7 protein-coding genes and 1 pseudogene are annotated in these 6,744 nt (G+C 72.3%); 5 read left to right on the plus strand and 3 right to left on the minus strand.

Features of this window, described 5'->3' with window-relative positions:
- A partial coding sequence (locus tag ACO1BR_RS33790; RefSeq protein ID WP_426798913.1) for a hypothetical protein occupies positions 1–495 on the minus strand: 495 nt, incomplete at its 3' end.
- Positions 496–1,059: 564 nt separating this feature from the next.
- Here ACO1BR_RS33790 and ACO1BR_RS33795 point away from each other — a divergent pair.
- A complete protein-coding gene (locus ACO1BR_RS33795) occupies positions 1,060–1,287 on the plus strand; it encodes a hypothetical protein (RefSeq protein WP_426798914.1) in 228 nt (75 codons plus the stop codon).
- A gap of 37 nt (positions 1,288–1,324) precedes the next feature.
- On the opposite strand, the pseudogene ACO1BR_RS33800 reads toward ACO1BR_RS33795, so the two are convergent.
- Positions 1,325–1,509 (minus strand): annotated as a pseudogene (locus ACO1BR_RS33800) (IS21-like element helper ATPase IstB); the annotation flags it as partial.
- Positions 1,510–1,753: 244 nt separating this feature from the next.
- Between ACO1BR_RS33800 and ACO1BR_RS33805 the strand changes: the two are divergent.
- On the plus strand, positions 1,754–2,269 hold the full coding sequence (locus ACO1BR_RS33805; RefSeq protein ID WP_426798915.1) for a PadR family transcriptional regulator: 516 nt from the start codon (positions 1,754–1,756) through the stop codon (positions 2,267–2,269).
- Between the two features lie 100 nt (positions 2,270–2,369).
- The gene (locus tag ACO1BR_RS33810; protein ID WP_426798916.1) at positions 2,370–3,548 is read left to right on the plus strand and encodes a DUF2306 domain-containing protein; all 1,179 of its coding nucleotides are present in this window, start codon (positions 2,370–2,372) and stop codon (positions 3,546–3,548) included.
- A gap of 78 nt (positions 3,549–3,626) precedes the next feature.
- Here the strand turns inward: ACO1BR_RS33810 and ACO1BR_RS33815 are convergent, their stop codons facing one another.
- On the minus strand, positions 3,627–4,838 hold the full coding sequence (locus tag ACO1BR_RS33815) for an AI-2E family transporter (protein WP_426798917.1): 1,212 nt from the start codon (positions 4,836–4,838) through the stop codon (positions 3,627–3,629).
- Positions 4,839–5,176: 338 nt separating this feature from the next.
- On the opposite strand from ACO1BR_RS33815, the gene ACO1BR_RS33820 reads away from it, so the two are divergent.
- Together ACO1BR_RS33820 and ACO1BR_RS33825 are read left to right on the plus strand one after the other, a co-directional pair.
- The gene (locus ACO1BR_RS33820; RefSeq protein ID WP_426798918.1) at positions 5,177–6,157 is read left to right on the plus strand and encodes an ATP-grasp domain-containing protein; all 981 of its coding nucleotides are present in this window, start codon (positions 5,177–5,179) and stop codon (positions 6,155–6,157) included.
- A gap of 224 nt (positions 6,158–6,381) precedes the next feature.
- Complete coding sequence (locus tag ACO1BR_RS33825; protein ID WP_426798919.1) at positions 6,382–6,729, plus strand: Ig domain-containing protein; 348 nt, start codon at positions 6,382–6,384, stop codon at positions 6,727–6,729.
- The last annotated feature ends 15 nt before the right edge of the window (positions 6,730–6,744 follow it).

The following is a 6,744-nucleotide window of genomic DNA, read 5'->3' on the forward strand; positions in this document are numbered from 1 at the left end:
CCCCCGGCCCCAGGTACCGGCCGCGCGCCTCCCAGGGTCAGAACCAATCGAAGAGGGACCCACCGACGTCGAACGGGTCCACGCCGAACGGTCCCAGACCGAACAGCGTGGAGCCGGCCCCGTAAAACAGGCCGGGGTCATCCAGACCGAAGCCATCCCGGTCGCCGTCATCTCCGCCGACGCCCCCCGGGTCGATGCCGCCCGGACCAGGGCCATCGTCGTCGCCGCGGCACTGGTCGCACCCGTAGGGCCGCCGGCCGTCACCGCGTTCGCCGTCATCTCCGCCGACACCCCTCGGGTCGACGCCGCCCAAGCCATCACCGTCACCGTCACCGCGGCACTCGTCGCACCCGTAATGCCGCAGGCCATCACCGCGATCGCCGTCATCTCCGCCGACACCCCTCGGGTCGACGCCGCCCAGGCCAAAGCCATCACCGTCACCGTCACCGCGACACTGATCACACCCGTCGTGCCGCCGATCGCGTCCGTGGTCACCGCTCACCCCCACGGCCTGGCCTTGAGGGACACCCTGGGCCTGGCCGGCGAGCGGGGCGACCAGCCCTGCGGCCAGTGCCGCAGCGGCAAGCGAACGGCCTATGTACCTACGCATCGCGTTTCTCCTGGTCGGCGGGCAATCGGACGCGACATGAGTACCTCCGCACGCCGGATTTCACGCAGGCGCGCCGATTTCCCACCCCAATGGCTGGCAAAGTTGCACCCTCGTGGCCCTGGGCCGAGTCTGAGGAGGAATGGGGACAGCCGGCGACCCTGGGCACGATGTCGGGCGGGGCGGTACAGGTCCGGCTCTGTGTGAGGGCGCCCAGTGCTTCCGGGCCCGGCTCAGCTGGAGGTTTCAGTCTCAGCTGGAGGTTTCAGTCTCGGCTGGAAGCCAGTGGTCGGTCGTGTCCGCCGGGCACTTTCACGCTGCTCGCGGGTGCGTGGCTCACTGATCACACGACACGCGGGCGGGGCAACTTGTGGTTGTGGCCTGGTACTCACCTCAGGTTTGGCCAGTACCTCGCCGAGCGGGGAGCAGATGCCCTCACACGAGTTGAGGACATGGCGCCCGGACCGTATCCGAAGATCGAACTCGGTGATCCGGTGCAAGCAGCCGGCCCGGCCGGCAGCGTGATCTTCGCTCACTACCTGCTCGCGCACAACATCGGTGACCATGCCGGTTCATCCGGTGACGGGCGCCGGGAGACCCTTTATTACCGGCTGCAAGCCGACGGCCACCGAGACCGGTGGCAAGGAGTGGTCACGGAACCGTTGAGCGAGTTCGCCTGAGCGGGTCTGGGCGCGGCAGGCCGTCGAGTCGGGGCCGTCAGCCGGCCCTGGCAGGATTCTCGGCTCGGTCTCGGGGGCTGGCGAGTCGATAGCAGTGGGTCCCGGTCTCGATGATGGTGCCGTTGAGAGTGAGAGGGTCGACGATGGCCGCGCGCAGCCGGGGGTGGGTGAAGGTCCCGGTCCAGCCGCCGAGGGACCGTTGGAGGCGATGGCGACGCTGTGGGCCGGGTACTGGCGTGGCTGCTGATCGCGGCCGCGCCGCCACGGCTGGCGCCGAAGTGGGTGCCGCGCTCCTGCTGTTGCAGCCAGTGATCGCGTTCGGGCCCGGCATCGCCATCGGGGAGCGCCCGACCCCGGCCCAGGCTGCGGGCCGGCGAGCCGGGTGACGGGCAGCCCGACCCGGCCGCCCGCCTCACCGCACCCGCTCACCGCCGCCGCTCGTCGCGCACCGCGATACCGTCGCCGCATGGCTGAATCCCGCTTGACCACCCCCTCGTTCCTCGTGCTCGGCATCATCGACAAACTGGGCGAGGCCAGCCCGTACGACGTGAAGGTCGAGGCCGCGCGGACCGTGGCCCCGTTCTGGTCGATGCCGCACGCGCAGGTCTATGCGCAGTGCGACCGGCTCGTGGAGGCGGGCCTGCTGTCGGAGGACCGGCAGGCCGGTGGGCGGAACCGGCGTCTGATGAAGCTGACCGCGGCGGGCCGGGCGGCCCTGGAGGAGTGGCTCGCCGACCCGGCTTTCGTACCGGTCGAGGCGCGTGAACGCGGCATCCTCAAGCTGTGGTTCGGCGCCCGGCCGGAGGTGCACTCGCCGGTGCAGATCGCCGAGCACCATCGCTCTCTCGCGGAGTACGAGCAACTCGCGGAGAGCGTGGGCGCGTTGCTGACCCGCGGTCAGCGTGAGGCGCTGGAATTCGGCATCCGCTATGAGCGGATGATGGTCGATTTCTGGCAGTGGGTGGAACAGCGCGCATCGTGAAGCCGTCGCATGACCGTTGACCATCGCGGCGGGCCGCCCTTACCTTCTCGATAGTCCAGATAGGACTATCGACGCGGGTGCAGCGAGCGAGGGGGCCGCCATGAACCGTCCGAGGAGGGTCGGCCGGCGCCGCGTGGCCACGATCGCGCTGGTCGCCGTCTGCGTGGGCTACGCCCCGATCGCGATGACCGAACTCTGGCCGTACGCCCACCGCGGCGCCCCGGCGATCGGCGAATGGATCCTGGCCCGCGCGACCTCGCCCCGCTATGTCGCCGACGCCTTCGCGACCCGCATCGGCCCGTACGGACGCAGCCTGGTCGCGATGATCGTCCATTCGGCCCTGGGCGGTGCGCTGATGCTGCTCGGGCCGGTACAGCTCCTGACGGCCGTACGGCGGCGCATCCGGCTGCACCGCGCCGTAGGGGTGGTGTTCGCGCTGACCGTCTACGCGTCGATGGCGGGCGCCGCGATCTACCTCGTACGGACCGCCCCCGGCGACGCCTTCAGCGGGCCGGCGTTCTGGATCGTGCTCGCCACCATCCTGGTCGGCACCGTCATGAGCGTCACCTACGGCATCGTCGCGGCGGTCGCCAAGTTCCCCGACCTGCACCAGCGGTGGATGCTGCTCTGCTACGCCTACCTGATGACCGCGCCGCTGCTGCGACTTGAGTGGGGCGCCCTCCCGGCGCTCCTCCCCGGCCTCTCCCTGGAGGACGTCAACCGGGTCGCCATCATGCACCTCGGCTCGATCGTCGTGTTCGGTGCGCTGCTCGGCTCCCGCGCGATGGACCGGCGGACGACGGTTTTGGGAGTGACCGGGACGTGGGTGCCGGTTCCGGTACTCGCCGCGGCGCATCTCGCCGGCGCCCTCGCTTTGCTCTGGATCGCAAGGTCCTTCCTGGGGTGGGGAGTTACCGGTGAGCGGCTGCTGCTCGGGTATCTGCTCCCGTACGCCGTGACCTATGCCGTGCTGGCCGTCCGCGCCCGGCGCGCGGGGCGGGCGGGCAACAGCTGGGCGCGCGAGGAGTGGCGGCTGCACCTGGCCGCGCTGTGCCTGGCCCCGGTCCTCTCGGCCACCGCGGGCCTGCTGTTCCAACGCTACGCCGGACTCGACCGGCAGACGGCGCTGTCCGCGGGGGTGGCCATCGGCTGCGGGATGCTGGCGTTCGCCGCGACCACGGTGGTCAGCCTGCGGGTGATGTACGGGCGCGAGGTGGTCGAGAGGGAGCGGTTGGCCGCGGCGCGCCGCCCACGGCAGGAACGATCCCCGGTCGGCTAGGGAGAACGCGCCCACCGGACCGCTCCGCGTCCGGAGGGCGGGTGTCCGGCGGATGCGTCGGCGAGCCCGCTGCGCGCGTCACACCGCCGGTGGCAGCGGGGGGACGTAGAGGGCCCCGTAGACGGACCAGACGACCGAGACCAGCGGCACCGCCACTACCGCCCCCAGCACACCGGCGGTGACGCCACCGCAGACGACCGCGAGGGCCACCACGACCGGATGCAGACTCACCGCCCGGCTCATCACCAACGGGTGCAGCACATGGCCTTCGAGCTGACCGATGACCACGATCAGCAGGACGACGAGCATCGCCACGAGCGGGCCCCGCGAGGCCAGCGCCACGACCGCGGCCACCGCCAGCGCCACCGGCGAGCCGATCAGCGGGACGAACGCGGCGAAGAACTCCAGCACCGCCAGGGGCAGGACGAGGGGAACCCGCAGGACGAAGAGCGCCAGTCCCACGAGGACGGCGTTGGTCGCGGCGATGATCACGATGCCGCGGGTGTAGCCGGTGAACGTCGTCCACGCGGTACGCCCCGCCGCCCGTACGGCGTGCCGCCGACGCTCCGGGAGCCGGCCGCCGAACCACTGCCACATCCGGGTGCCCGAATGCAGGAAGAAGATCGAGCAGAACAGCGCCAGCGCACCCACCGTCAGGACCTCGGCCAGCCGGCCCACGCCGCTCACCGCGGTGCTGATCAGGTTGGCGCGGTTGGTCGCCACGAATCGGGAGACCCACGACTGGAGGTGCGAGAGGGCCCCGGGCCGCAGATGGAACGGTGGGCCCTGGAGCCACTGCTCGATCCTGGTCAGACCGCCGGAGAAGATCTCGCGCAGCCCCGGCCACTCCTCGGCGACAATCGCCCCGATCAGGCTCAGTACACCGAAGAGAAGCACGACGGAGAGCAGCAGACCGGCGGTGACCGCCGCCGCACGCGGCATCCGGCGGGTCAGCCAGTTGGTCAGCGGCTCCAGCAGGGCGGTCAGCACCAGCGCGAGGAAGACCGCCAGCGTCACCAGATGGAACCGCCCCAGCGTCATGAAGACGACGTAGACGGCCGCACCGACGACGAGGAGCCGCCACGCGTACGCGGCGGCGACGCGCAGCGCCGCGGGGACGCCGGCCGCCTCCGCGGAGCGCCGGACCGGCCTGCCGCCCGGCGGGCGCGATCCGCGTACGCTCCGGCTCCGCTCCCGGCCCCCGCGCGAGGCGCCCGGTCCGCGCCGCGCGGCAGGGGTGCCGCGATCGCCGGACCCGGGTTCCGGCTGCCGGCGGGATCGGTTCCGCATACGGGCCGCCACCTCCTCCCGCCGGCCCCGAAGGGACGCCGCCCCGGAGACAGGCTCCCGCCTCCGCGCCTACCCCAGGTCTGATATCACCGCGGACCGGCGGCCGAACGCGAGCGGGCGGGTATTCGCCCGAAGGCACCCCGGGTGGGACTCCAGGTGACGGGACGCGGCGCTCGGATCATGTCCTGTCGGTACCTCTGGGCGCCGCCTCCCGGGGCCGGCCCCCGGGCCGCGCGGCACGGCGGCGGCGCCGTGGCGGCCCCGGGTAGGGTGCGGCCCTGAGGGGAACTCACCTACCGGTCCCCGATCCCCGATGCCGCAAGGGATGAGGCGGATTCATGGCCCAGTCACCGACGCTGCCCCCGCTCGACATCTGGCTGCTGGTACGCGCACATCCGTACGGGCCGATCGGCACCACCGCGACCCTGGCGGACGCGCTGACGGCGACGTACGGCTCCCGGTTCGCGGTCTGGCACACCAGCGAGCTGCTCCTCGGTGTCCAGGACGGGCGACTGTTCCTGCGCACCCTGGGCGGGCAGGAGGTGCCGGCCCCCAAGGTCGTCTGCGTACGCCAGACGCCCGGCTCGATGCACCACGACCGCGAGGTGACCCTCCTGCGGCACCTGGAGCGCATGGGAGCCACCCTCATCAACCCCCTCGAAGCGCACCTCACCTGCCGGAACAAGGTCTGGCAGCTGCAGGAGCTGGCGCTGGCCGGCCTGCCCGTGCCCAACTCCCTCTCGTACACCACCAGCCCCCTGGACGGTGTCGTGCAGACCCCCGGTCTCGACACGCCCTGCGTGGTCAAGTCCGCCAACGGCCATGGCGGCAAGCGGGTGTTCCTCGCCCCCGACCTGACCATGCTGCGCGACGTGGCGGGCAGCCTCGCCGACGAGGTACCCGTCGTCTTCCAGCAGTACGTGGCCCCCTCGCACGGGCGCGACCTGCGGGTGGTCGTCGTCGACGGGGAGGCCGTCGCCGCCGAGCTGCGCACCGCCCGCGACGGCGCGCTCGCCTCGAACCTCGCCCGCGGCGGCTCGGCCACCCTCTGCCGGGGCCGCTACCCAGAGGCCGAGGCCCTGGCCGTCCGGGCCGCGCAGTCCCTGGGCCTCACCATCGCCGGCGTGGACCTGCTCTTCTCCGCCACCGGCGAGCACACCGTCTGCGAGGTCAACGCGGTCCCCGGCTGGCGCCCCGGCATGACCACGGTGATCCCGGCCGTCATCGACTGCATCGATCGCCGCCTCGACGCCTACCGCCTCGCCGAAGGCCCCAATTCCCCCGCGCTGCGGCGGAGTTCACCCACCCTGCGCACCTGACCGCGGCCGCCGCCGTCCGCCGTACGGCCCTCCCCCGGCTCCGCACCGCCACGCCACCCGCCACCCCGCCTGCCGCCGCACCCGTCACCCCACCGCAGGAACTTCCCGGAAACGAAGCGGTCGTGCGCGGGGATGCGGCGGCGGCTTGTTTAGCATCACCGACGTCTCCCGGGAATGGATCCGGGCGCCTTGCCACCAGCGGGATGTGTGAGTCAGGAGGCCGTATGAGTGCGGAAGCAGGCTGGGGCTGGGCGCGGGCCATCCAGCCGGCCGGGGGAACCGGGCAGCACGCCGGTCCCCACGAGACGTTCGCCCACCCGCTCAAGGCCCGGATCGTCGACAGCCAGCGGCACGCGCCCGTGGCCGACGTCGCGGTGACGTTCAGCTGGGATGCCATGAGCCAGCAGGCCCTCTTCGAAGGCGACGAGGCCACCGCGCAGGTCCGCACCGACACCCAGGGCTACGCGCAGAGCCCCCGGCTCGTGGCGGGCGACGCGGCCGGCACCGCCGTCTTCACCGTCACCGCCGAGGGCGCGGCCCCGGAGCGCTTCGAGGTCACGGTCGACCACTGAGCCGCGGGGGGGGGC

The organism is Streptomyces sp. YGL11-2 (genome assembly GCF_050054615.1).
In the GTDB taxonomy this organism is placed as follows: Bacteria; Actinomycetota; Actinomycetes; order Streptomycetales; family Streptomycetaceae; genus Streptomyces.